The organism is Tsukamurella sp. II2bb (assembly GCF_057815145.1).
Genome location: NZ_JBYPZI010000006.1, coordinates 258,021 through 280,595 on the forward strand (window position 1 = coordinate 258,021; position 22,575 = coordinate 280,595).

A 22,575-nucleotide genomic window follows, 5' to 3' on the forward strand; every position below is an offset into this window, starting at 1 on the left:
GCGCCGGGTATCCGCCCGGATCAGGCCGGCTGCAGCGGCACGTGAAGCACGGCATCGGTCCCGCCGTCCCTACTGACCAGGGACAGCTCGCCGCCCAGCTCCGACTTCACCAGCGTCTGCACGATCTGCAGCCCCAGCCGGCCCGACGCCTCGAGGTTGAAGCCGGGCGGGAGGCCGGCACCGTCGTCGCGGACCGTGACGTCCAGCATCCGCGTGGACCGGTGCGCGAGCAGTTCGATCGTGCCCGACTCCCCCGGCTCGTAGGCGTGCTCCATCGCGTTCTGGATCAGCTCGGTCACCACCATCACCAGCGGCATCGCCCGATCGGCGTCGAGCAGTCCCACGTCGCCCCGTCGCACGACGGTGACCGCCGCCGACCCGCCCGCCGGCGTCACATCGCCCATGATCGGGATGAGGCGATCGATGACCTCGTCGATGTCGACGTGCTCGTCCACGCTCATCGACAGGGTCTCGTGCACCAGCGCGATGGACGCCACGCGCCGCACCGACTCCAGGAGCGCGCGCTTGGCCTCCTCGTTGCGGGTGCGCCGGGCCTGCAGCCGCAGCAGTGCCGAGACCGACTGCAGGTTGTTCTTCACCCGGTGATGGATCTCACGGATCGTGGCGTCCTTGGAGATCAACGCCCGATCCCGGCGCTTGAGTTCGGTGACGTCCCGCAACAGGACCACCGCACCGTCGTGCCTGCCGCCCGGATGGAGCCCCAGGACGCGCAGCACGACGGTGACGCCGCCCTTCGTGAGCTCGATCCGCGATCCCTCGCCGCGGCGCAGCGCGCCATCGAGGGCGGCCGCCAGATCCTCGGATTCGAAGCTGTCGCCCACCAGCTCGGCCGTGGCCTCCGCGAGCTCGCTGCCCTCCAGATCCGTCGCGGCCCCCATGCGGCGGTAGGCGGACTGCGCGTTCGGGCTCGCGAAGACGACGCGACCGTTCCCGTCCAGCCGGATGAAGCCGTCGCCCGCACGCGGCGCGGCCTCGCCGGTCGGCAGTTCCTCGGGCTCCGGGAAGGTGCCCTCGGCGACCATGGTGCACAGATCGTCCGCGCACTCGGTGTACGCGACCTCGAGCGGGCTCGGGGTGCGCGGGTGGGTCACGTTGAAATCGCGCGTGAGGACCGCGATCACCTCCCCGTGCGACGGCACCGGGACCGCCTCCCGCCGTACCCGGGCCGGGCCGGTCCACGCCGGGGTCACGCCCTTGACGACGACGCCACCCTCGAAGGCCGCGTGCAGCGTGGGCGCCTCCCAGGGCGGGACGGTCACGCCCACGCCGTCGGAGTCGTAGACCGTGGAGGTGGTGTTGGGCCGGCACTGGGCGATGCAGATGTACGCAGGATCGGTGGAGTCGCCCTCGGGGTCGTCACGCACCCACAACCGCAGGTCGGCGAAGGACAGGTCGGCCAGCAGCTGCCACTCACCGGCGATCCGCTGCAGGTGCCGGGCGGCCCGGCCGGGCAGGTCGGTGTGGATCGCCAGGAGGTCGGCGAGGGAGGCCATGGGACCGCCTTTTTGTCGTCGTCGGTGCCGTCGTGAAACAATAACCGGTACTGCGAATGAGCCTGAGGACAGGAAGGAGACCGCCATGGGAAAGCGTGGACGTAAGAAGCGCGGGCGCAAGAAGAACGCCGCCAACCACGGCAAGCGTCCGAACTCCTGAGCCATCAGGATTCACTGCACTTGCGAGCGAGGGCCCGTCGACATCGTCGACGGGCCCTCGTCATGTCTGCGGGTCGCCCCGGCTACTCCGAGCGGAAGCGCACCTCGGTGTGCCGGATGCTGATCGTCAGGCGCTCACGCAGCCCGTCGGGAGCGCGCTCGCCACCGCACTTACGCCCCACCAGCGCCTTGATCTGCTGCTCGATGCCGTAGTGCGACAGACACTGCGAGCATCCGTCGATGTGCGCCTTGAGCCGCTCCTTCGCGGCGGCGTCGCACTCGTTGTCCAGGAGCAGCCAGATGTCGGCCATCACGGCGGAGCAGTCGAGCTCCAGATCGGGGTTGCCGTCCGACGAGTACGTCACTTGCCATCCTCCTGCTCGGCGGCGCCGTCGGCACCGTCGGAATCCTGCCCCCGCAGGAAGCCGCGCTCCCGCGCGACGCCCTCCAGCTCGGCGCGGAGCTGCCGCCGTCCGCGGTGCAGCCGCGACATGACCGTGCCGATCGGGGTACCCATGATCTCGGCGATCTCCTTGTAGGGGAATCCCTCCACGTCGGCGTAATACACCGCCATGCGGAACTCCTCCGGGAGCTTCGCGAGAGCCTGCTTGATCTCATCGTCCGGCAGTGCGTCCAACGCCTCGATCTCCGCCGAGCGCAGGCCCGTGGAGCTGTGCTCCGCCGTGGCCGCGAGCTGCCAGTCGGTGATCTCGTCGGTGGGGTACTGCGCGGGCTGCCGCTGCTTCTTGCGGTAGCCGTTGATGTAGGTGTTGGTGAGGATCCGGTACAGCCAGGCCTTGAGGTTGGTGCCCTTCTTGAAGCTGCGGAAGGCGCTGTAGGCCTTCACGTAGGTCTCCTGGACCAGGTCCTCCGCGTCCGCCGGATTGCGCGTCATCCGCAGCGCCGCACCGTAGAGCTGGTCCAGCAGCGGCAGCGCCTCGGTCTCGAAGCGGGCCGTGAGCTGCTCCGGCGTCTCGGTCACCTCGTCGAGGGCCGAGTCCGGATCCGCTACGCGCGTGGTGTCCCCGTCCGTCATACCGTCGAAGGCTACCGGTCGCTCGAGGACCGCTGCGCCGCTACCTGCACTCACGACCTCTGCAACAGCGCCGATGTCCGGCTTGTTCCCGTTGCGAGGCGGTGGACTCAGGACGAGCCGGGCAATTGACTCGCCCGCACTTGACACTGAGGCCATCCGCGCACGCCACGCGGCTGTGCGCACGCGCGCCGTGTGCGCACGTCCGACGGTGCCGGCCCCGTACCCCGACGCGCTCTCACGCGCTGATCGCCGGCGAAATCGGTGGCTGGACCGAGACCGTGACGGTAAGACGGGACCATGCAGATGCAACCGCTGCGGGAACTCCGCTACGACGACGCCATCGCCGCACCGGTCGTGCAGCTCGGGCTCGGTGACGACGCCGAGCGGCTTTCCCTCGGGGAGGCCCGCCGGTTGGCTGCGGAGCGCGGAATGCACCTGGTGCAGCAGTTCGACGGCGACGACGACACCGCGCACTGCGTTCTCGCTCCACTCGCTGTGCCACCGCGGTGGGAGACCGCCGGGCCAGGTCCAGCACCGTTCGACGAGAAGCTGTGGTTCGACAGCCCACGGGGGTGCCGTGACTACCTGATGGGGCGGGCGAACACCTTCATCGGGCGGGTCGCAGCGTGGTGTCCCCACGTCGAGTGGGAGTACCGCTCCTACAACGTCAGCCTTGACGAGCTGACGGACATGGCGACGGAGTCCCGGTACTTCGTCGCGGGCCTGCTCGCGGGCGTGGTGCCCGGTCCACCACAGCAGTCCGAACCGACGGCCGCGCCCGACGACGATGCCGACTTCGCCGCCTGGCTGGCGGCCGAACACCGGTTCCGCACCGTCTCCGGCGGGTGGCACGGACCGTGGCGGGTGTGTCACGAGTGCGGCGCCGTCCTGCTGCCTTCCACCATCGGCGATCAGTGCGTGCTTCACAGCGGCTGAGTCCGACGGGCAGCCGAGCGCTGGTTCCCGCGGGGGTTCGCGACTGGTCACCCGGTTACAACCCGGGGAGGGAGGAGGAAACCCCCGCGGGAGGTGGGGTGGACGTCTGATTGACTGGCGGCATGGGGAAGAAGAGCGCTGCGGCGACGCCTGCGATCGCGGCACTGCAGGCCGCGGGCATCGCCTTCACGACGCACGAGTACGTCCACGATCCACGGGCCGAATCCTTCGGCGGCGAGGCGGCGGAGGCGCTGGGGCACGACCCGGCGCGGGTGTTCAAGACGCTGGTGATCACCGACGGCAAACAGCTCGCGGTGGCGATCGTGCCCACCTCCGGAAAGCTCAGCCTCAAGGCGGCCGGTGCCGCGCTCGGCCTGCATCGGCCGACGATGGCCGACCCCGCCGACGTGCGGCGCGTCACCGGTTACGTGCTGGGCGGGGTCTCCCCGCTGGGACAGCGCAAGCGGCTGCCCACCGCGATCGACGAGTCGGCCCTCGGCTTCGACACGGTCTTCTGCTCCGCGGGGCGGCGGGGCCTGGAGGTCGAGCTGGCACCGTCGGACCTGGTGCAGGCGACGTCGGCGAGAGTCGCGCCCCTGGCCGCGCCGGGCTGAGAACCCGCCACCTGCCACCGCCGGGATCACAGTCACACCCCTGGCGGCACTGGGCTGAGAAGCACCGGGCGGACAGCCCAGCACCCGCCGTGACGGGGATGACGGTGGCGCCGCCGGCCGCGCCGTGATAGTGAATGGGTGAACGGCTCTCGCGACCGGTTTGGTGGCGGGCGCAGCGGAAAGTAGGTTCGTGGTATGGCCAGCTACTTCGTCACCGGCGGGACGGGCTTCATCGGCCGTGCCGTCGTGGCGCGGCTCGCCGCAGCGGATCGCGGCGCAACGATCTACCTCCTGGTGCGGGACGCCTCACTTCCGCGGTTCGAGCGGCTCATCGCCGACCTCGGTCACGAGCTCGCGCCGCAGGTGGTCCCGGTTCCGGGCGATGTCACACTGCCCGGCCTCGGCATCGCCCCGGGTGACCTGCCGGAGCGCATCGACCACGTGATCCACCTCGCCGCCGTCTACGACATGGAGGCGCCGGAGGAGATCCAGCAGCTGACCAACGTGGAGGGCACGCGCAACACGCTCGCGCTCACGGAGCGCCTCGGCGCCACGATGCATCACGTCTCGTCGCTGGCGGTGGCCGGCAACCACGAGGGGTGGTTCGCCGAATCCGACTTCGACGTCGCCCAGCACTTCCCCACCCCGTACCACCGCACCAAGTACGAGTCCGAGCGCCTCGTCCGCACGGCGACGGTGCCGTGGCAGATCTACCGGCCCTCCATCGTCGTCGGCGATTCGATGACGGGCGCGGCGGACAAGATCGACGGTCCGTACTACTTCTTCCCGTTCCTGCGCCTCATGGGCACCATTCCGCATCACCTGCGAGTCCCGTTCGCCAACCTCGGGTACACGAACGTCGTGCCGGTGGATTTCGTGGCGTCCGCGCTCGTCGCGCTCGTCACCGCGGAGCCGGCGCCGGGCACCGTCTACCACCTCGCCGACCCCAAGGGCCAGAGCATGGCCGCGATCTACGAGGCGATCGCGCCGGCCTTCTCGGGCCCGAAGACCCTGCCGCTGCCCAGCGCACCGCTGGGCGAGTTCGCGGCGCGGGTCGGCCGCCGGGGCGAGGTGCGGGCGCTGCGCGACGCGATCGCGCGCCAGCTCGGGCTGCCTCCGGCGATCCTGGACCACCCGTTCTACAACACGCGGTTCGACTCGGAGGCCACGTACCGGAGCCTCTCCCGCCTGGGCGTGACGCTCCCGCGGCTGAAGACTTACGGTCCGCGCCTGTTCCGCTACTGGGCCGAGCATCTCGATCCGTCCCGCAACCGGCGGGACGATCCGCGCGGGCCGCTCGTGGGCAAGCACATCCTGCTCACCGGGGGCTCCTCCGGTATCGGGCGCGAGGCCGCGAAGCAGGCCGTCCTCAAGGGCGCCCACGTCTTCATCGTGGCCCGCAAGGCCGAGGACCTCGCGGACGCCGTACTGCGGATCGAAGCGGAGCCGGGGTTGCCGGGCCTGCCGAAGGGCACCGTGCGCGCCTACCAGTGCGATGTGACCGACCCGGAGGCGGTGCGCACCACCGTCGCTCAGATCCTGGCGGAACACGGCCACGTGGACGTGCTGGTCAACAGTGCGGGCCGGTCCATCCGCCGCGCGACGATCAACTCGGTCGACCGCGCGCACGACTACCAGCGCACGATGGCCGTGAACTACTTCGGCGCGGTGTACCTGATCCTGGAACTGTTGCCGCACATGATCGCCCGCAAGTCCGGGCACGTGGTGAACATCTCGTCGATCGGCGTGCAGGTGCGCGGCCCGCGGTTCGCGGCCTACATCGCGTCGAAGTCGGCGCTGGAGGCCTTCAGCGACATCACCGCCGCGGAGACCATGTCGGACCACGTGACCTTCACCAACATCCACATGCCGCTCACCCGCACCCGGATGATCGAGCCCACCGACGCCTACGACAACGCGATGGCGCTGTCGGTGGAGAAGGCCGGCCAGATCGTGGTGCGCGCGATCATCGAGCGTCCCCGCCGCATCGATACCCCGCTGGGCACCCTCGCGCAGTTCGGCCAGTTCCTCTCGCCGCGGCTCGCGGCGGCCGCGCAGCACCAGGGCTACCTGCTCTTCCCCGAGCCCGAGGGCGACGAGGAAGGCGCGGCGAAGGTTCTGGAAGTCGATGTGGCCGAGGTGGATACGCCGCGTGGGCGGCTCGCCGCCACCCGCGCCGCGACCAAGGACCTGTCGAAGGACCTCTCGACCGCCGCGGTCAGCCCGCTGTTCGGCATCTCCGGCGACCAGGGACTGCGGCGCCTGGCCCGCAAGACCCTCAACCGCCTGCCCGGCATCAACTGGTAGCCGCGCGCAGCCCCGACGGCGGGACGCCGGCCAGGGCCCGCACCTCGCGGGTCAGGTGGGCCTGGTCCGCGTAGCCCGACGATGCCGCGACCTCGGCGAGTGCACGACCCGCACGGATCGGGCCGAGCGCCCGCTGGAAGCGCTGGATCCGCGCGAGGGTCTTCGGGCCGTAGCCGAAGGACCGCAGGGCCAGACGGTGCAGCGCCCGCTCGCCGAGACCGGCCTCCGCCGCGACATCACCGACCGTGTGCCCGGCGCGCAGCCGCGCGGCGATGGCGCCGATCCGTCGGTCCGGGTCGACCCCGTCGAGCAGCGCGGCCGCGATCGCCTCCGGGTCGCGCGTCTGCGGAATCCGACTGTGCGGCAGGATGTCCGCGAGGTCGACGCGCAGGCCGGTGAGTTCGTCGGCGGCGATGCCGAGGAGTTGCGGCAGCACGCCCGGCGGGAACCGCAGGCCGTCGATCCGGGCACCGTCGAACCCGTGGACGCGGGCGGCGACGGCGTCCGGACCGGCGACGAGCGGGGCACCGTCGACGACGATGACGTCCATGCACCCGTCGGGCAGGATCAGCGACGGCCCGGCGCGCCCCACCGAGGTCCACCGGACCGCTCCGGGGACCGACGCCGGCCGCTCGCTGTACACGGTTCGAGTATGTCCGAAACGTTCAAGACGCGAGGGACTCGGCGACATACCGTGGCCGCATGACTGAACGACTGCGCTTCGACGCCATCGGCATGGTGACCGAGGACCTCGCCGCATCCCTCGCCTTCTACCGCCGGCTCGGCCTCGCGATTCCCGACGGTGCCGAGAACGAGCCGCACGTGGAGGCGGCGCTGCCGGGCGGGATGCGGCTGATGTGGGACACCGCCGCGGTGATCCGCTCGATGGAGCCCGACTGGGTCAAGCAGCCGGGCCAGAACGCGACCCTGTGCGTCAAGTGCGCCTCCCCGGCCGTCGTCGACGAGGTGCACGCGGAACTCGTCGCCGCGGGCAGCCCGAGCGCGATGGAACCGTTCGACGCGCCCTGGGGGCAGCGCTACGCGGGCGTCGTCGACCCCGATGGCTACCAGGTGCAGCTCTTCGCACCGCAGTGACCGGCGCGTCCGGCGCCGCCGGCGCGGACCGGTCAGACGAAGAAGCGGTGACCGTCGATGGTCAGCACTTCGTCTCGGCGCACCCACGGATAGTCCTCGATCAGCTCCTCGAGGTCGACGGGGCTCGACTGCTCCAGCACGTCGGCGGAGTTCGCCTGGGGGACGCCCGCCGTCGGAACGTGCGCGAAAGAATCACTCCAGTAGGACATTTCACATCCTCCGCTCAGCGTCGGGGGCGGCCGGGCGGGCCGGCGGCGTGGCCAGCCGGCACGGGCCCACCCGGACCTATTGCGTTGCTTCGATCTCCGCGTCACCGTCGGCGGACGAGGAGTGCACGGCGAGCTGCTCGCACGGCGGCTCGTCCGTCGCCTGCTCGACGACGATCTGCCGCGGCTTGGCTCGCTCGGCGATCGGAATCGTCACCGTCAGAACGCCGTTGTCGTATCGCGCCGCGATACCGGCGGTGTCGATACTGTCGCCGAGCGCGAGCTGCCGGCGGTAGATGCCGGAGAACCGCTCGCTGGTCAGCCAGCGCACGCCGGAGTCGGACATCGTCGACCGACGACCGGTGAGAGTGAGGACGCCGTTCTCGACGTTGACGTCGATCGAACCGGGGTCCGCCCCGGGCAGATCGGCGGTGAGGACGTAGTGGTCGTCCACCTGGTAGAGATCCATCGGCATGAACCGCGGCGACCGCGCCGATCCCGTCTGCCGCCCGGCGGCGAGCAGCCCCTGCGTCAGGTCGTCGAACTCAGAGAAAGGGTCGAAGCGAAGCACAGCAAACACCTCCCGTGAACTCCAGGCCGCCCGCCACCCTGACGGGCGACTCATCAACTGTGCACTTCCTGTTTTAGCACTCTCTGCGCGAGAGTGCCAGAGGTCTCAGACGGACTTTTCGGGCATCGCGTCAGCAGGCTCAACTGCTCGAGTCCACCCCTCAGGCCGGGAGCCGCCCTTCCGCGACGTCGAGCACCCATTGCGGAGGCTCCTTGCCCTCCTGGCGATCCAGATTCACGAGGATCCTCGCGCTGAGCTGGCGAGCCTCGGGCGTCCGTCCGAAGAGTTCGAAGTCCGCCTCGTCACGCTGACGCGCGCTCTCCGCCAGATCGGTCATCGTCCACCTCGCTTCTTCGCTCCTTCATTGTTGCGGCGACGGCTGATCGCCGCAATCTCCCTGACGAGGTTGCACGGACCGTAGCGGAGCGGACTGAGACGTTCGGCTACAGCAGGCTGAGCTGGCCGGGTTCCGTGCCGGGCTCGACCCGCTCGATCAGTTCCGGGCCGGTATTGGCCACGGCGTTGACCAGCGCGGACACCGGCCTGATCTCGATCCGCTCGGCCACCTCCGGCGCGGGCGGAAGGAGCAGCGCCGGGTCGACGGGGCCGTCGGGATCGAGCCACTCGTCGAAGACCTCCGGGGTGAGCACCAGCGGCATCCGATCGTGGACCTCGCGCAGCGGGCCCACGGCGTCGGTCGTGACCACCGTGGCCGAGAGGACGGGCGGCACGTCCAGACCCGCCCCGGCGGGGCGCCACACCGACCACAGGCCCGCGATGTACATCCGCGTGCCGTCGGCCGGCGTGAGATACATGGGCTGCTTGCGCGGCTTCTTCGCGCCCGGATCGAGCACCTGCCACTCGTACCAGCCGTCCATCGGGATCAGGCAGCGCTTGTTCCGGAACGCCGTGTGGAACGCCGGCTTCTCCTGCACGGACTCCGCGCGGGCGTTGAACAGCGGCGGCCCGCTCAGCGTCTTCTGCCAGTGCGGCAGCAGGCCCCACCGCATCGCCCGCAACCGCCGGGTCGGCGCATCGTCCGGCCGTTCCCGCGCGTGCCTCGCGACGACGGTGACGATGTTCGTCGTGGGCGCGACGTTGTAGCCCGGGACGTCCAGTTCGACGCCCTCGGTCTCATCGACCGCGTCGATCTCCGCCGCCAGCAGCGCCGGGTCCGTGGTCACCGCATACCGTCCGCACATGTGACCAGGCTACGACGGTGCGCCGACAGGTCGGCGCCGCAGCCGCCGGGCCGAGCGTTCCTCCGTTCAGAGGATTGACCGGGCCGCTCCGGCACCGCCACAATCAGGCGTGTCCACACCAGAGCCGTTCCCGCGTCCCCCGGCAGCCGCCGGAGGCACCGTCGATCCCGCGGCGTGGTCGCCGCCTCCACGGCGGTCACCCGCCCGGACGGCGCTGATCGTCGGGGCCCTCCTCGTGGCGGCCGCGCTGATCGTGACCGGTGGGACGTTCGCGCTCGCGCGCTTCGGCCCGTCGGGCTTTCCGCTGACGAAGGCCGCGCAGCAGGTCTTCCCCGGGGCGTCGTCGTGCCCCGGCTCCGCGGGAGCGAACTCGAGTTGGCCCGACCTCGTCGAGGCGGTCGTGAGCTCGCCCGCGTTCGCGCAACAGCTGGAGCAGGTGCAGAAGAACATGGCGACCGCGGGCCTGGGATCGGGCACCGCGATCACCGTCGAATCGGCGCGGAAGAAGATGCTCGCCGCGAGCGAGGATCCCACCCACGACAGCAGATTCGTGCCCGACGGCGGCGACGCGAAGTTCGCTCAGGCGGTGTGCGACGCGGTGTCGGCCCACAGCGGCGTACGGTTCGGCGCACTGACGGTGCCGCTCGCGGACGCGCGCGCCGCCGACGACGCGGGAGAGCAGATCCGCATGCTCGGACGCATGCAGTGCGAGGCCGTGGGCACCTCGCCGGGCGAGAAGACGATCGCACCGCTCGCCAAGGAGGCCGACGCCGCGGCGGCGGATCCGTCCGCGTACAAGGCGACGATGCTCAGGAAACTGGACGAGACGCTGACGACCTACCGCTCCATGAAGGACTCCGAGCTCAAGACCTCGATGATCGCGGAGACCACCGCGACCCGGGCCAAGATCGCCGACACCTCACCCGCGGACATCGCAGCGGGCCTCCGGATCGACCAGCGGGTCACGGAAGCGGCGCTGCGCTACCAGTGCCCGCGCAAGCTGGTGCTCGGCTACGGCCCGACGTGCGGGACGTACAGCGGCAACCAGGCGGGATCAGCCACCTTCACCGGCACGATCCACCTGCGCAACGACGCCATCGACTGCGCGACCGCACGCTCCGAGCTCGATCATCGCTTCGGTCCCGGGGCGAACGGACCGAGCACCAGGACCTACGAGTACCTGTGCCGTCGGGTGTCCTCGTCCGATGCCGAGGGCAAGTTCGCATACGTGATCTGCGGCCGCGACGCGCACGATCCCGCGTGGAACGCCAAGGATCCCGAGGGCGTCGTCGTCAGCCGCGACAAGTAGCCGTCACGACCCGAACTCGTCGAACACCCGGCGCGGGCCCGCGCCGGTAGTGCCGAGCGCGTCGTGCGGATTCGCCAGCGCGCAGGAGGCCATGGACAGGCAGCCGCAGCCGATGCAGTCGGTGAGGTTGTCGCGGAGCCGGGTGAGCTCGTCGATCCGGTGCGAGAGATCGTCGTGCCAGTGCTTGGAGAGCCGCTCCCAGTCCTTCTTCGTGGGCGTGCGGCCGTCCGGCAGCGTGGCGAGGGCCTCGCGGATGGTGGCGAGCGGGATCCCCACCCGATGGCTGATCCGGATGAACGCCACCCGCCGCAGCGTCTCCCGCGGGTACCTCCGCTGATTGCCGGAGGTACGCCGCGCGGAGATCAGGCCCTCGCGCTCGTAGAAGTGCAGTGCGGACACGGCTACGCCGCTGCGTGCGGCGAGCTGGCCGACGCTGAACTCCCGGGTGGTCTCCACCCCCAGGAGATTACCTCAACGTTTGTTCGGGAATCAGCGGGCCGGCTTGGGCGCCGACGACGATGCGGGCGCCGGCTTCGCCGACGGCGCGGCCGAGGCGGGCTTCGCGGACGGTGCCGCCGACGCCGATGCCGACTCGGAGGCCGCTGCCGGGGCGGCGTCGGGCTTCGGCGGGTTCTTCAGGAACGCCTCCTGCTTGGCGAGCAGGTTCGAGGCGAGCTGATCGTCCTCGGCGGTGAAGGGCGCGGGGGCGAGGGTCTCGCGGCCGCCGCGCAGCGACATCGTGACGCCGTTCACCACGGCGGTGTACTGGCGCGTCTGCAGGTACTGGACCTGGTTGCCGCGCTTGCTCTTGGCGGTGAACTCAAGGCCCAGGCCGTCCGGGGCGCCGGCCACGGTGATGGAGCGCACGCCGACCTCGGTGGTCACGCCGTCCCGCACCGCCTTGAAGCTGGCGCACTTGGGCAGCGCGGCGCGCAGCGGCGCCAGATCCATGGTGAACTTCGAGACCACCATCGACCAGCCGGCGCCGCGGGAGGTGCCGCTGGTCTGGGCGGTGTCGGTACCCTTCGGAATGGGCAGGCCCGCGTAGAGCACCTTGCACTCGGGCGGGGTCACGGCCGCGCGGTTCAGCGCCGCCCACGCCGCGTTCCAGCCGGCCGCCGCACCGGACAGCACCGCGCCGCCGTACTCCATATCGCCCGGCAGGTTGCCCGAGCCGATGACCAGCTCGCCGGCCTTCTGCGGGGGCGGCCCGGCCGGATTCGGATCGGCCGATGCAACCGGGGCGAGCAGCCCTGCGGAGGTCGCCAGCGTGGCGACGGTGGCGGTGGCCACGACGGCCCTGCTCACGAACGAACGATTGCGCTTCATCGAAGATCTCCCGGCGGTGACGACCTGACCTGTTTCGCCCAGCAAGGTAGCACGCGGTGCGACGCCTCTCATGTGCGAGGATGAACGGCGTGCAGCAGTTGGAGCTATGGCCCGCGCCCCTCGCCGCAGGTCCGGTGACGGGCACCGTCGCCCTCCCGGGCTCGAAGTCGATCACCAATCGCGCGTACGTCCTTGCGGCGCAGGCGACCTCGCGTTCGACGCTGACCAACACGCTGCGCAGCCGCGACACCGACCTCATGGCCCGCGCCCTGCAGGCGCTCGGCGCGGACGTCGAGATCATTACCGACACCACGGTTGCCGTGACCGGCGGCGAACTGCACGGCGGCGTGGTCGACTGCGGCCTGGCGGGCACCGTCATGCGCTTCCTCCCGCCGCTCGCCGCCGGGGCGCGCGGCACCGTCGCCTTCGACGGTGACCCGCAGGCCCGGACCCGCCCCCTGGGCACCGTCCTCGACGCGCTGCGCGGGCTCGGCGCGTCGATCGACGGCGACGGGCTGCCCTTCGCCGTGCACGGCGACGGACCGATCCGCGGCGGCACCGTCACCATCGACGCATCCGCGAGCTCGCAGTTCGTCTCCGGCCTCCTGCTCAGCGGCCCCAGCTTCACCGAGGGCGTGACCGTGCACCACGACGGCAAGCCGGTCCCCTCCATGCCGCACATCGAGATGACCGTCGACATGCTGCGCGCCGCCGGCGCCGAGGTCGACACCTCCGAGGCGAACACCTGGCGCGTCGCGCCGGGCGGGCTCCACGCCCACGACTGGACGATCGAACCCGACCTGTCGAACGCCACCGTCTTCCTCGCCGCGGCCGCGATCACCGGCGGTGCCGTGACCGTGCCGCACTGGAACCCGCGGTCCACCCAGCCGGGCGTCCAGTTCGCCGACGTCCTCGCCGCGATGGGCGCCGAGGTCGGCCACGCCGACGGTGCGCTGACCGCCCGCGGCACCGGCGCGCTGCACGGCATCGACTGGGACCTGCGCGACATCGGCGAACTCACACCCACCGTCGCCGCGCTGGCCGCGCTCGCCGACTCGCCCTCGCACCTGCGGGGCATCGCGCACTTGCGCGGACACGAGACCGACCGCCTCGCCGCGCTGACCACCGAGATCACCGCGCTCGGCGGCCGCTGCACCGAGACCGAGGACGGCCTGCGGATCGAACCCGCGACGCTGCACGGCGGCGTCTGGCACAGCTACGCCGACCACCGGATGGCGACCGCCGGCGCGATCCTGGGCCTCGTCACCGAGGGCGTGCAGGTCGAGAACATCTCGACGACGGCGAAGACGATGCCCGACTTCCCCGCTCTGTGGCACGCGCTGCTCAGCGGCGGAAAAGTGAGCCTTGGGTAAGCGCGAATACGACGAGTCCGATGTCCGGGTGCGCCCGGGCAAGGGCAGCCGACCGCGCACCAAGAACCGCCCCGACCACAGCGAGGCCGACACCGCGATGGTGGTCTCCGTGGATCGCGGCCGGTGGGGCTGCGCCCTCGGCGGCGATCCCGAGCGGGTGATCACCGCCATGCGGGCCCGCGAGCTGGGCCGCTCCCCCATCGTCGTGGGCGATTCCGTCGGCGTCGTCGGCGACCTGTCCGGCCGCAAGGACACGCTCGCCCGGATCGTCCGGGTCGACGAACGGACGACGGTGCTGCGCCGGACCGCCGACGACACCGACCCGTACGAGCGGATCGTCGTCGCGAACGCCGAGCAGCTGCTCATCGTGACCGCGCTGGCGGACCCGCCGCCGCGCACCGGCTTCGTCGAGCGCACCCTGATCGCCGCCTACGCGGGCGGGCTGACCCCGGTGCTGTGCCTCACCAAGGGCGACCTCGCCGACGCGGAGGAGTTCACCGCCGCCTTCGCCGACCTCGACCTGACCGTGATCGCCGCCGGCCGGGGCGACCCGCTCGACGAGGCGCACGAGCTGCTCACCGGGCGGGTGACCGCACTCATCGGGCACAGCGGAGTCGGCAAGTCCACACTGGTCAATCGCCTCGTCCCGGACGCCAATCGGGCGACGGGCGTGGTCTCCGGGGTCGGCAAGGGGCGGCACACCTCGACCCAGTCGGTGGCACTGTGGCTGCCCGACGGCGGCTGGGTGGTCGACACCCCCGGCATCCGCAGCTTCGGCCTCGCGCACATCTCGACCGACGACGTGGTCGCGGCCTTCCCTGACCTCGCCGAGGCGGTGCTGGCGTGTCCGCGCGGGTGCACGCATCTCGGGCCGCCCGCCGATCCGGAATGCGCGTTGGACGCCCTGGAGGGGACGGCGCACCGTCGGGCAATGGCGGTCCGGGGCCTCCTGGCCGACCTGACCGCCACCCCCGAGTGGGCGTGAACCGCGGAGCGGTACAGATTGCTATATCGTTAGTTAAGTGAACATATTGATCACCGGTATCGCCGGCTATTCGCACCTGGTCCCGTTCGTCCTGCCCGCGGCGTCGGCACTCCGCGCCGCCGGTCACCAGGTGACGATCGCGGTCCCCGACGCCGGCGTGGACCTGGTCGCGGAGTACGGATTCGAGGCTCTCCCGCTCCACGGCGTGCCCGAGCTGCGCGAGGTCGTGACCGATCCGGCACTGCGCGCCGAGACCTTCACCGTGACCGGCTACGACCCGCCCGCGGCGCAGTCGTCGATCGCCCGCGTGCCGCCGACGTCATCGGCGCTGGTCTCCGCGCGCGCCTTCATCGGGGTCCTCGCGTACCGCGTGGCGACCGCCCTGCTCGACGCCCTCGGCGACGCCGTGCCCGACCTCGTTCTGCGCGACAACACCGAGTTCGGAGGTCATCTCGTCGCGGCGAAGCTCGGCTGCCGCGAGGCGGTGCTGGACGTGGCGCCCCTGTTCGACGAGCACGCCCCGGAGACGATCTCGATCCTCAACGAGGTACGCCGGGCGCACGACCTGCCCGCGGTCACCGCGCTCCCCGATCGCCCCCGGATCGCGCAGACGCCCCTCGACTTCTACCCTCCCGGCCGACCCGTCGGCGACGTGCACTGCTTCCGCCCGGGAGCTCGGACGCACGCGCCGCTGGACGCCGCGATCGCAGACCTGCCCGCCGACGGGCCGCTCGTGCTGGCGAGCCTCGGCTCGGTGGCGCCGCAGATCGGCATCGGAGGCGAGCTCCTGGACCGCATCGTGCAGGCCGTCGGCGCTCTCGACGTGCGCGCCGTGGTGGCGGTCGGATCCCATCCCGTCCCCGACCCGCCCGCGAGAGTCTCCGTCACCGGCTTCGTCGACCAGCAGACCGTCCTGTCGACCTGCGACGTCTTCGTCTCCCACGGCGGTTTCAACGGGGTCCGCGAAGCGCTGCAGGCCGGCGTCCCGGCGGTGCTGCTCCCCCTGTTCGGGGATCACCCCGGCAATGCGGCGCAGGTCGAACGCCTCGGTGCCGGGATCGTCCTCGACCCGGCCACGGCGTCGGCCGGCGAGATCGCCGCCGCCGTGGCGACGATCTTGGCCGATCCCACGTACAGGCGCAACGCCCAGCGGTTCGCGCGCCGGACGCAGGCGCTCCCCGAACTCTCCGCCTTCCCGGAGGTACTCGACCGGGCCTGAGCTACGCCTCGGCGCGCTTCGGCAACTTCCAGCCCGGGCGCGGGAAGTGGCAGGTGTAGCCGTCCGGGTACTTCTCCAAATAGTCCTGGTGCTCCGGCTCGGCCTCCCAGAACGGTCCCACGGCCTCGATCGTGGTCACGGCCTTCCCCGGCCAGATCCCCGAGGCGTCCACATCCGCGATGGTCTCACGGGCTACGCGCTCCTGCTCCTCGCTGAGCGGGAAGATCGCCGAGCGGTAGCTCGAGCCCACGTCGTTACCCTGACGGTCCTTCGTGCTCGGGTCGTGGATCTGGAAGAAGAACTCCAGCACGTCGCGGTAGCTCGTCTTCGCGGGGTCGAAGACGATCTCGACCGCCTCCGCGTGCCCCGGATGGTTGCGGTAGGTCGCGTTCGCGTTCACGCCGCCCGTGTAGCCGACGCGCGTGCTCTCGATGCCGGGCTGCTTGCGCAGCAGATCCTGCATGCCCCAGAAACAGCCTCCCGCGAGCACCGCGGTCTCCCGGCCCGGGACGGTGGTGATGGTGCCGTTGTCAGTCATGCGCAGTTCCTTCCGCCGGGAGACCGATGCTCCCGCGAGTCGATTCAACAACCTTCGGGCGCCCACGATTCCGACGCTACCCGCGCGGGGCGCAGGAGGTCAGTCCGCTGCGGCCTGCGCGGCGTCGATCATCGCGTCGACGCTGGTCAGCTTCACCCGGGGGCGGGCGTGCTCCTCGGCGAGGGCCGTCTCGTGCGCGTCGATGGCCATCCAGCCGTCGTACTCCACCAGGTTCGGGGCCCGGTCGACGATGAACTTCTCGACCTGCGCACCGTCGAACTCGCTGCGCGCGAGCCGGCCCGCGGCGACGTCGGCGAGGAGCACCGAGACGGTGTCGCGCGCGCAGTCCCGGTTGGTGGGGATCACGCCCGACGGTCCGCGCTTGATCCAGCCGACCACGTAGTGGCCCGGCAGGGGCGCACCGTCGTAGCCGACGATCCGGCTGTCGGCGTTGCGGAAGACGCCCCGCTCGGTATCGAAGGGGATGCCCGGGATGGGGGTGCCGTGGTAGCCGACGGCGTGGATCACCAGGCCCGCGTCGAGCTCGGCGACGGTGGCGGTGGGCTGCGCCTCGACGGTGCCGTCCTCGCCTTCCACCAGCTCGTTACGGGCGATGGAGACGGTGCGGACGCGATCCTCTCCGCCGATCCCGACGACGGAGCGCAGGAATCTCAGCACGATCCGGCGGTCGGCACCGGTGGGCTCCTGCGCCGCCAGCTTGCGCAGCTGCTTGAGGTTGTTGCGCTCGACCGGCGGGCGGGCCTTGTCGCGCGCCTTGTCCTCGGCGGGCACGTCGGCGGGGTCGACGATCACGTCCACGCCCGGCAGCTTGCCCAGCTCCGCGACCTCCGACGGGGTGAACGCGGCCTGCTCGGCGCCGCGGCGGCCGAGCACCACGACCTCCCGCACCGAGGAGCGGTGCAGCGCCTCGAGCGCGTGGTCGGCCATATCGGTGCCGGCCAGCTTGTCGGTGTCGGTCACCAGGATCCGGGCGGCGTCGAGGGCGACGTTGCCGTTGCCGATGACCACGGCGCGCTCCACGCTCAGGTCGACGTCGAGGTCGCAGCGGTCGGGGTGGCCGTTGTACCAGCCCACGAAATCGCTCGACGGGTGGTTGCCGGGGAGCCAGGCACCGTCGACCTCGAGGCGGCGGCCGCCGGACGCGCCGATCGCGTAGATCACCGCGTCGTACCACTGCGCGAGTTCGGACGCCTGGATGTCGGTCGCGATCTCGACGTTGCCGAAGTAGCGGAAGTTCTCGTGCTGCGCGGTGCGGTCGAAGATCTTGGTCACCGACTTGATCGCGGGGTGGTCGGGGGCCACGCCGTACCGGACCAGGCCGAAGGGCGTGGGTAGCCGGTCGAAGACATCGACCTGGACCTCGATGTCGTCCTGCTCCAGCAGATTGCCGGCGGCGAAGAATCCCGACGGCCCGGAACCCACGATCGCGACGCGCAAGGGTCTCATCAACAACACTCCCGAAACGAACGGTCCGGCAGTCTTCTTAGGCTGCCCAAAGTACGAAGTCTACGCCACGTCGCGGTCATCGCGGCAGCACCTGACCGGCGGCGTCCAGAACGAGAACCGCGGCGTGCAGCGAGGTCCGCGACGTGCCGTCGTCGAGGTCGACGCCGATCCTCTCCTGCAGGGCGGCCAACCGGGCGTAGAGCGTGGGCCGCGAGACGTGCAGGCGCCGCGCCAGCTCGGTCTTGTTCCCGGCGGTCTCGAGGAAGGCCCGCAGCAGCGCGAGATTCGCCTCGGCATCGGGGCCGTCGGTGATCCTCCGCAGCTCGGCGTGCGCGAAGGCCTGGACCCGTGGATCGTCGACGAGCAGGGCGATCAGGCCGCGCAGCCGCGTGTCCGCGGCGCGGTGCACGCGGGCCTCGGCGCGCGGCATCGCGGCGACGACGGACGCGACGTGGTGCGCGTCGGCGATGCCCGCCACCGCGTCCACGATCCGGCCCACCGCGGAGCCGGCCCCGATGGTCACGCTGCGGACCCCGCGCACCCGCCCGACCTCCGCGATGATCAGCCGACCCGCGCGGTCGACCGCGGCGTCCGGGTCCACGGCCGGGCAGGCGACGACCACGTCGACGGCCGTCCCCGTCACCGAGCTGATCGCGGTGATCCGGGCCAGCCCGAGCGCGTGCCGCAGCGCGTCGTGCACCTGCACCTGGCGGCGGCGCGTGCTGAGCTCGTCGTGCCCGGTGTCCATGTCGATGAGCACGCAGAGCGGGACGTAGAAGCGGGCGACCTCGAGCCCGAGGGTGCGCGCGCGGGCGGACGCCCCCGCCTCGTCGGAGATCCGGCCGGTCCGCAGGTCGTCGAGGAGGCCGTGGTGGGCCTGCTGTTCCAGCGCGGTGCGGTCGCGTTCGACCATCTCCCGCAGCGCCAGCGCCTGCGCCGTCCGTTCGAGGACCATCGCCACGCGCGGCGTCGGCTCGGCGAGCGGCGCCACCAGCCGGGCGAAGATCTTGCCGTCGGCGCCCACGGACACCGCCACCCCGTCCACCCGGGACCGGGTCGGCCAGCCGTCCAGCAGTTCGGCGGCGGAGTGCCCGTGCGCGGCGAGGGAGAGCACCCGGCGCCCGGTGTCCTCGAGCGCGACCGGGGTGCCGATCAGGTCCGCTGCGCTGCTGACGATGTCGTCCGCGTCCGCGCGCCGCATGGACAGCTCGGTGAACACCTGATGGGCGTGCCGCGCGAACTCCACCTCGTCGAACTGCGCGGCGACGATGGCGCGGTGCACCTGTTCGGTCAGCGCGATGAACCGGATCCCGCGGCGCAGGGCCACGAGCGCCATCCCGGCCCGCTCGGCCGCCGCGATCGCCCCGTCGGGCATCCGTGGCAGGCGCGGGCCGAGCTCCACGACGAGCCCCACCGCGCCCGCGCCGGCGAGCGCCGAGCAGTAGCCGCCCGGGTCTGCCGCGAGCGCCGGACCGGTGGTCAGGATCAGCTCGCCGCCCGTCAGCAGGTCGGCGACCTCGGCGGCGTCGCCGACGTGCACCCACCGGACCTGCCGGTCCAGGCCCACGGCGACGTGGACCTCCGGATCGCCCGCACGGACCACCGGCAGCGCGAGCACCTCCGCAACCGTCACTCCCATACGACGAAGTGTAAAACCATCGTGCCGAATACTGACGGAACGTCGGCACATACGGGGCTCGGAGGGCCGCACAGTAGATGCATGACCATCACCGAGATCAGCACCAGCACCATCGACCACTGGATCGGCGGCGCCCCGTTCGCGGGCGGTTCCGGCCAGTACGCGCCCGTGACCAACCCGGCGACCGGTGCCGTCAGCGGTCAGGTCGCGCTCGCCGACGTCGCGGACACCCGCGCCGCCATCGACGCCGCTGCTGCCGCCTTCCCGGCCTGGCGCGACACCTCGCTGGCGAAGCGGACCAGCATCATGTTCGCCTTCCGCGAGCTGCTCAACGCCCGCAAGGACGAGCTCGCCGCCATCCTCACCGCCGAGCACGGCAAGGTGCACTCCGACGCGCTCGGCGAGGTGACCCGCGGCCAGGAGGTCGTGGAGTTCGCCTGCGGCATGAACCACCTGCTCAAGGGCGCCATGAGCGAGAACGTCTCGACCATGGTCGACGTCTCCTCGATGCGCCAGCCGCTCGGCCCCGTCGCCGTGATCTCGCCCTTCAACTTCCCCGCGATGGTGCCCATGTGGTTCTTCCCCATCGCGATCATGGCGGGCAACACCGTGGTGCTCAAGCCGAGCGAGAAGGACCCGTCGGCCTCCCTCTGGATCGCCCGCACGCTGGCCGAGGCCGGGCTGCCCGACGGTGTCTTCAACGTCGTCCAGGGCGACAAGACCGCCGTCGACGAGCTGCTCGCCAACCCCGCGATCAAGGCCGTCTCCTTCGTCGGTTCCACCCCGATCGCCGAGTACGTCTACCGGACCGGCACCGCCAACGGTAAGCGCGTCCAGGCCCTCGGCGGCGCCAAGAACCACGCCATCGTGCTGCCCGACGCCGATCTCGACATCGCCGCGGACGCCATGGTCAACGCCGGCTTCGGCTCGGCCGGCGAGCGCTGCATGGCCGTCTCCGCCCTCGTCGCCGTCGGCGACATCGCCGACGAGCTGGTCGCCAAGATCGCCGAGCGCACCCGCACCCTGGTGACCGGCGACGGCACCGGCTCCGCCGACATGGGTCCGCTGATCACCCGCGTCCACCGCGACAAGGTGGCCGGCTACATCGACGCCGGCGAGCAGGCCGGCGCGACGGTCGTCGTCGACGGTCGCGCGGTCGCGCCCGCCGCGGGCGCCGATGCCGAGGACGTCTCGGACGGCTTCTGGGTGGGCCCGACCCTGCTCGACCACGTCACCCCCGACATGAGCGTCTACACCGACGAGATCTTCGGCCCCGTGCTCTCCGTCGTGCGCGTGGACACCTACGAGGAGGGCATGGAGCTCATCGCGAACTGCCCGTACGGCAACGGCACCGCGATCTTCACCGCCGACGGCGGCGCGGCCCGCCGCTTCCAGAACGAGGTCGAGGTCGGCATGGTCGGCGTCAACGTGCCGATCCCGGTGCCGACCGCGTTCTTCTCCTTCGGCGGCTGGAAGGCCTCGCTGTTCGGCGACACGCACGCCTACGGCACCGAGGGCGTGAACTTCTTCACCCGCGGCAAGGTCGTGACCACCCGCTGGCAGGACCCCGCGAACCGGGGCATCAACCTCGGCTTCCCACAGAACGTCTGACGCCCGGCACCGACGAGACACCACAAGGAGCAACGACGATGACCGCACTCCCCGGCGGAGCCTCGCTCGACGACGCCGTCGCCGAAGGCGCTCGGGCCTACGCGCTCGACCGCGCGCACGTCTTCCATTCCTGGTCCGCGCAGGCGAGCCTCGACCCGATGACGGTGCTCGCCGCTGAGGGCAGCTACGTCTGGGACGGCGACGGCAACCGGCTGCTGGACTTCTCCTCCCAGCTGGTGAACACCAACGTGGGACACCAGCATCCGAGGGTGATCGGCGCCATCGCCGAGCAGGCCGCGAAGCTGTGCACCATCGCCCCGCAGCACGTGAACGCCGCCCGCAGCGAGGCCGCCCGGCTGATCGCCGAGCGCACCCCGGGAGATCTGGACAAGATCTTCTTCACCAACGGCGGCGCCGACGGGATCGAGCACGCGGTGCGCATGGCCCGCCTGCACACCGGCAAGTACAAGGTGCTCGCCCGGTACCGCGGCTACCACGGCGGTACCGATCTCGCGATCAACCTCACGGGCGATCCGCGCCGCTTCCCCAACGATCGCGGCGCCCACGGCGTGGTCCACTTCAACGGCCCCTTCCTCTACCGCTCGGTCTTCCACTCCGAGTCCGAGGAGCAGGAATGCGCCCGGGCCCTGGAGGAGCTGCGCCGCGTGATCGAGCTGGAGGGACCGTCGACGATCGCGGCGATCGTCCTCGAGTCGATCCCCGGCACCGCCGGCATCATGGTCCCGCCGCCCGGCTACCTCGCCGGTGTCCGGGAGCTGTGCACCGAGTTCGGGATCGTCATGATCGCCGACGAGGTCATGGCCGGCTTCGGCCGCACCGGCACATGGTTCGCGATCGAGCACGCGGCCACCGCCGCCGGGCCCGTGATCCCGGACCTGCTGGTCTTCGCCAAGGGCGTCAACAGCGGCTACGTCCCGATGGGCGGCGTCGCGATCAGCGAGAAGATCGCCGCGACCTTCGCCGACCGCGCCTACCCGGGCGGCCTCACCTACTCCGGGCACCCCCTCGCGGCGGCCGCCGTGGTCGCCACCATCGAGGCGATGGAGGAGGAGAAGATCGTCGACAACGCCGCGCGGATCGGCGCCGAGGTCATCGGCCCCGCGCTCGCGGGCATGCGCGCCAAGCACCGCTCCATCGGCGACGTGCGCGGCACGGGCGTCTTCTGGGCGATCGAACTGGTCGAGGACCGGGCGACCCGCGCGCCGCTCGCGCCCTACGGCGGCACCTCGGCGGCGATGACCGAGACCGTCGCGGCGTGCAAGAAGGGCGGCCTGCTGCCCTTCGTCAACTTCAACCGCATCCACGTCGTGCCCCCGTGCACCGTGACCGCGGAGGAGGCCCGCGCGGGCCTGCGCATCCTCGACGAGGCACTCCACCTCGCCGACGCGCACACCGTCTAGGGCACACCCGGGCCCAGCGAACGACGAAGCGCCCGGCCGGATCC

24 protein-coding genes are annotated in these 22,575 nt (G+C 71.3%); 11 read left to right on the top strand and 13 right to left on the bottom strand.

Annotation, left to right across the window (positions count from 1 at the left end; all coding sequences use genetic code 11):
* Positions 1-20: 20 nt before the first annotated feature.
* Positions 21-1,514, bottom strand: coding sequence for a sensor histidine kinase (locus tag AC21LY_RS15540; RefSeq protein ID WP_489047416.1), 1,494 nt, complete (start codon positions 1,512-1,514; stop codon positions 21-23).
* Positions 1,515-1,599: 85 nt separating this feature from the next.
* Between AC21LY_RS15540 and AC21LY_RS15545 the strand changes: the two genes are divergently transcribed.
* The gene (locus tag AC21LY_RS15545; protein WP_371820987.1) at positions 1,600-1,674 is read left to right on the top strand and encodes a 50S ribosomal protein bL37; all 75 of its coding nucleotides are present in this window, start codon (positions 1,600-1,602) and stop codon (positions 1,672-1,674) included.
* A gap of 82 nt (positions 1,675-1,756) precedes the next feature.
* On the opposite strand, the gene rsrA is transcribed toward AC21LY_RS15545, so the two are convergent.
* Positions 1,757-2,038, bottom strand: coding sequence for a mycothiol system anti-sigma-R factor (gene rsrA / locus AC21LY_RS15550; protein ID WP_489047417.1), 282 nt, complete (start codon positions 2,036-2,038; stop codon positions 1,757-1,759).
* Positions 2,035-2,709, bottom strand: a complete 675-nt coding sequence (locus AC21LY_RS15555) for a sigma-70 family RNA polymerase sigma factor (protein ID WP_489047418.1) — start codon at positions 2,707-2,709, stop codon at positions 2,035-2,037. Before AC21LY_RS15555 ends, rsrA begins: the two co-directional genes overlap by 4 nt.
* Positions 2,710-3,006: 297 nt before the next feature.
* Here AC21LY_RS15555 and AC21LY_RS15560 point away from each other — a divergent pair, with 297 nt between their 5' ends.
* From AC21LY_RS15560 to AC21LY_RS15570, 3 genes are all read left to right on the top strand, one after another.
* Positions 3,007-3,645: a hypothetical protein gene (locus AC21LY_RS15560; protein ID WP_489047419.1), complete on the top strand. Its 639-nt coding sequence runs from the start codon at positions 3,007-3,009 to the stop codon at positions 3,643-3,645.
* A 122-nt stretch (positions 3,646-3,767) separates the two neighbouring features.
* Complete coding sequence (gene ybaK / locus AC21LY_RS15565; RefSeq protein ID WP_489047420.1) at positions 3,768-4,259, top strand: Cys-tRNA(Pro) deacylase; 492 nt, start codon at positions 3,768-3,770, stop codon at positions 4,257-4,259.
* A gap of 195 nt (positions 4,260-4,454) precedes the next feature.
* Entirely contained in the window at positions 4,455-6,566 is a 2,112-nt protein-coding gene (locus AC21LY_RS15570) for an SDR family oxidoreductase (RefSeq protein WP_489047421.1), read from the top strand.
* Here the strand turns inward: AC21LY_RS15570 and AC21LY_RS15575 are convergent.
* Positions 6,556-7,209 (bottom strand): helix-turn-helix transcriptional regulator, encoded by a 654-nt coding sequence (locus AC21LY_RS15575; protein ID WP_489047422.1) that lies wholly within the window; start codon positions 7,207-7,209, stop codon positions 6,556-6,558. The two genes, AC21LY_RS15570 and AC21LY_RS15575, sit on opposite strands and share 11 nt — an antisense overlap.
* A 59-nt stretch (positions 7,210-7,268) precedes the next feature.
* On the opposite strand from AC21LY_RS15575, the gene AC21LY_RS15580 reads away from it, so the two are divergent.
* Positions 7,269-7,661, top strand: coding sequence for a VOC family protein (locus AC21LY_RS15580; protein ID WP_489047423.1), 393 nt, complete (start codon positions 7,269-7,271; stop codon positions 7,659-7,661).
* Positions 7,662-7,693: 32 nt separating this feature from the next.
* On the opposite strand, the gene AC21LY_RS15585 is transcribed toward AC21LY_RS15580, so the two are convergent.
* The 4 genes from AC21LY_RS15585 to AC21LY_RS15600 form a co-directional block, all read right to left on the bottom strand.
* Positions 7,694-7,870 (bottom strand): hypothetical protein, encoded by a 177-nt coding sequence (locus tag AC21LY_RS15585; protein ID WP_489047424.1) that lies wholly within the window; start codon positions 7,868-7,870, stop codon positions 7,694-7,696.
* 76 nt (positions 7,871-7,946) lie between these two features.
* A complete protein-coding gene (locus AC21LY_RS15590; RefSeq protein WP_489047425.1) occupies positions 7,947-8,438 on the bottom strand; it encodes an Hsp20/alpha crystallin family protein in 492 nt (163 codons plus the stop codon).
* A 160-nt stretch (positions 8,439-8,598) separates the two neighbouring features.
* Positions 8,599-8,775 carry a hypothetical protein gene (locus AC21LY_RS15595; RefSeq protein ID WP_489047426.1) on the bottom strand — a complete coding sequence of 59 codons (177 nt, stop codon included), beginning with the start codon at positions 8,773-8,775 and terminating at the stop codon, positions 8,599-8,601.
* 106 nt (positions 8,776-8,881) lie between these two features.
* Positions 8,882-9,640: an SOS response-associated peptidase gene (locus tag AC21LY_RS15600; protein ID WP_489047427.1), complete on the bottom strand. Its 759-nt coding sequence runs from the start codon at positions 9,638-9,640 to the stop codon at positions 8,882-8,884.
* Between the two features lie 109 nt (positions 9,641-9,749).
* On the opposite strand from AC21LY_RS15600, the gene AC21LY_RS15605 reads away from it, so the two are divergent.
* Entirely contained in the window at positions 9,750-10,949 is a 1,200-nt protein-coding gene (locus AC21LY_RS15605) for a hypothetical protein (protein ID WP_489047428.1), read from the top strand.
* A gap of 3 nt (positions 10,950-10,952) precedes the next feature.
* Here the strand turns inward: AC21LY_RS15605 and soxR are convergent, their stop codons facing one another.
* Together soxR and AC21LY_RS15615 are read right to left on the bottom strand one after the other, a co-directional pair.
* The gene (gene soxR, locus AC21LY_RS15610; protein WP_489047429.1) at positions 10,953-11,405 is read right to left on the bottom strand and encodes a redox-sensitive transcriptional activator SoxR; all 453 of its coding nucleotides are present in this window, start codon (positions 11,403-11,405) and stop codon (positions 10,953-10,955) included.
* A gap of 33 nt (positions 11,406-11,438) precedes the next feature.
* Positions 11,439-12,257 (bottom strand): hypothetical protein, encoded by an 819-nt coding sequence (locus AC21LY_RS15615; protein ID WP_489047431.1) that lies wholly within the window; start codon positions 12,255-12,257, stop codon positions 11,439-11,441.
* Between the two features lie 119 nt (positions 12,258-12,376).
* Between AC21LY_RS15615 and aroA the strand changes: the two genes are divergently transcribed.
* From aroA to AC21LY_RS15630, 3 genes are read left to right on the top strand one after another with little or no spacing between them, the layout of a single operon-like run.
* Complete coding sequence (gene aroA, locus AC21LY_RS15620; protein ID WP_489047539.1) at positions 12,377-13,651, top strand: 3-phosphoshikimate 1-carboxyvinyltransferase; 1,275 nt, start codon at positions 12,377-12,379, stop codon at positions 13,649-13,651.
* Positions 13,644-14,636 (top strand): ribosome small subunit-dependent GTPase A, encoded by a 993-nt coding sequence (gene rsgA / locus AC21LY_RS15625; protein WP_489047432.1) that lies wholly within the window; start codon positions 13,644-13,646, stop codon positions 14,634-14,636. Before aroA ends, rsgA begins: the two co-directional genes overlap by 8 nt.
* A 37-nt stretch (positions 14,637-14,673) precedes the next feature.
* Positions 14,674-15,855 (top strand): glycosyltransferase, encoded by a 1,182-nt coding sequence (locus tag AC21LY_RS15630; RefSeq protein ID WP_489047433.1) that lies wholly within the window; start codon positions 14,674-14,676, stop codon positions 15,853-15,855.
* Between the two features lies 1 nt (position 15,856).
* Here AC21LY_RS15630 and msrA read toward each other — a convergent pair whose 3' ends face one another.
* The 3 genes from msrA to AC21LY_RS15645 all read right to left on the bottom strand — a co-directional run bounded on the left by msrA (position 15,857) and on the right by AC21LY_RS15645 (position 19,499).
* Complete coding sequence (gene msrA, locus AC21LY_RS15635; protein ID WP_489047434.1) at positions 15,857-16,393, bottom strand: peptide-methionine (S)-S-oxide reductase MsrA; 537 nt, start codon at positions 16,391-16,393, stop codon at positions 15,857-15,859.
* Between the two features lie 99 nt (positions 16,394-16,492).
* Positions 16,493-17,860: a ferredoxin--NADP reductase domain-containing protein gene (locus AC21LY_RS15640; RefSeq protein WP_489047435.1), complete on the bottom strand. Its 1,368-nt coding sequence runs from the start codon at positions 17,858-17,860 to the stop codon at positions 16,493-16,495.
* A 76-nt stretch (positions 17,861-17,936) separates the two neighbouring features.
* Positions 17,937-19,499 carry a PucR family transcriptional regulator gene (locus tag AC21LY_RS15645; RefSeq protein WP_489047436.1) on the bottom strand — a complete coding sequence of 521 codons (1,563 nt, stop codon included), beginning with the start codon at positions 19,497-19,499 and terminating at the stop codon, positions 17,937-17,939.
* An 81-nt stretch (positions 19,500-19,580) separates the two neighbouring features.
* On the opposite strand from AC21LY_RS15645, the gene AC21LY_RS15650 reads away from it, so the two are divergent.
* On the top strand, positions 19,581-21,110 hold the full coding sequence (locus AC21LY_RS15650; RefSeq protein ID WP_489047438.1) for a CoA-acylating methylmalonate-semialdehyde dehydrogenase: 1,530 nt from the start codon (positions 19,581-19,583) through the stop codon (positions 21,108-21,110).
* A gap of 38 nt (positions 21,111-21,148) precedes the next feature.
* The gene (locus tag AC21LY_RS15655; protein WP_489047439.1) at positions 21,149-22,531 is read left to right on the top strand and encodes an aspartate aminotransferase family protein; all 1,383 of its coding nucleotides are present in this window, start codon (positions 21,149-21,151) and stop codon (positions 22,529-22,531) included.
* The last annotated feature ends 44 nt before the right edge of the window (positions 22,532-22,575 follow it).

Excerpts from the sequence above, each read along its gene's own strand:
- AC21LY_RS15540 (WP_489047416.1), bottom strand. The coding sequence starts at position 1,514 with ATGGCCTCCCTCGCCGACCTCCTGGCGATCCACACCGACCTGCCCGGC.
- AC21LY_RS15555 (WP_489047418.1), bottom strand. The coding sequence starts at position 2,709 with ATGACGGACGGGGACACCACGCGCGTAGCGGATCCGGACTCGGCCCTC.
- AC21LY_RS15560 (WP_489047419.1), top strand. The coding sequence starts at position 3,007 with ATGCAGATGCAACCGCTGCGGGAACTCCGCTACGACGACGCCATCGCC.
- ybaK (WP_489047420.1), top strand. The coding sequence starts at position 3,768 with ATGGGGAAGAAGAGCGCTGCGGCGACGCCTGCGATCGCGGCACTGCAG.
- AC21LY_RS15570 (WP_489047421.1), top strand. The coding sequence starts at position 4,455 with ATGGCCAGCTACTTCGTCACCGGCGGGACGGGCTTCATCGGCCGTGCC.
- AC21LY_RS15580 (WP_489047423.1), top strand. The coding sequence starts at position 7,269 with ATGACTGAACGACTGCGCTTCGACGCCATCGGCATGGTGACCGAGGAC.
- AC21LY_RS15585 (WP_489047424.1), bottom strand. The coding sequence starts at position 7,870 with ATGTCCTACTGGAGTGATTCTTTCGCGCACGTTCCGACGGCGGGCGTC.
- AC21LY_RS15595 (WP_489047426.1), bottom strand. The coding sequence starts at position 8,775 with ATGACCGATCTGGCGGAGAGCGCGCGTCAGCGTGACGAGGCGGACTTC.
- AC21LY_RS15600 (WP_489047427.1), bottom strand. The coding sequence starts at position 9,640 with ATGTGCGGACGGTATGCGGTGACCACGGACCCGGCGCTGCTGGCGGCG.
- msrA (WP_489047434.1), bottom strand. The coding sequence starts at position 16,393 with ATGACTGACAACGGCACCATCACCACCGTCCCGGGCCGGGAGACCGCG.
- AC21LY_RS15640 (WP_489047435.1), bottom strand. The coding sequence starts at position 17,860 with ATGAGACCCTTGCGCGTCGCGATCGTGGGTTCCGGGCCGTCGGGATTC.
- AC21LY_RS15645 (WP_489047436.1), bottom strand. The coding sequence starts at position 19,499 with ATGGGAGTGACGGTTGCGGAGGTGCTCGCGCTGCCGGTGGTCCGTGCG.
- AC21LY_RS15650 (WP_489047438.1), top strand. The coding sequence starts at position 19,581 with ATGACCATCACCGAGATCAGCACCAGCACCATCGACCACTGGATCGGC.
- AC21LY_RS15655 (WP_489047439.1), top strand. The coding sequence starts at position 21,149 with ATGACCGCACTCCCCGGCGGAGCCTCGCTCGACGACGCCGTCGCCGAA.